The sequence below is a fragment of the Photorhabdus namnaonensis genome (assembly GCF_001684335.1).
Classification (GTDB): domain Bacteria; phylum Pseudomonadota; class Gammaproteobacteria; order Enterobacterales; family Enterobacteriaceae; genus Photorhabdus; species Photorhabdus namnaonensis.
Genome location: NZ_LOIC01000033.1, coordinates 1 through 516 on the forward strand (window position 1 = coordinate 1; position 516 = coordinate 516).

Annotated in this window: 1 rRNA gene; it reads left to right on the forward strand. The window is 54.3% G+C overall.

Features of this window, described 5'->3' with window-relative positions:
- Positions 1 to 503: ribosomal RNA gene (locus Phpb_RS06470) — 16S ribosomal RNA — on the forward strand; the annotation flags it as partial.
- Between the last annotated feature and the right edge of the window lie 13 nt (positions 504 to 516).

Sequence of the window (516 nt, forward strand, 5' to 3'; positions counted from 1 at the left end):
GAGACAGGTGCTGCATGGCTGTCGTCAGCTCGTGTTGTGAAATGTTGGGTTAAGTCCCGCAACGAGCGCAACCCTTATCCTTTGTTGCCAGCGCGTCGAGGTGGGAACTCAAAGGAGACTGCCGGTGATAAACCGGAGGAAGGTGGGGATGACGTCAAGTCATCATGGCCCTTACGAGTAGGGCTACACACGTGCTACAATGGCGGATACAAAGTGAAGCGACCTCGCGAGAGCAAGCGGAACACACAAAGTCTGTCGTAGTCCGGATTGGAGTCTGCAACTCGACTCCATGAAGTCGGAATCGCTAGTAATCGTAGATCAGCATGCTACGGTGAATACGTTCCCGGGCCTTGTACACACCGCCCGTCACACCATGGGAGTGGGTTGCAAAAGAAGTCGGTAGCTTAACCGAGAGGAGGGCGCTGACCACTTTGTGGCTCATGACTGGGGTGAAGTCGTAACAAGGTAACCGTAGGGGAACCTGCGGTTGGATCACCTCCTTACCTGAGATAGGTT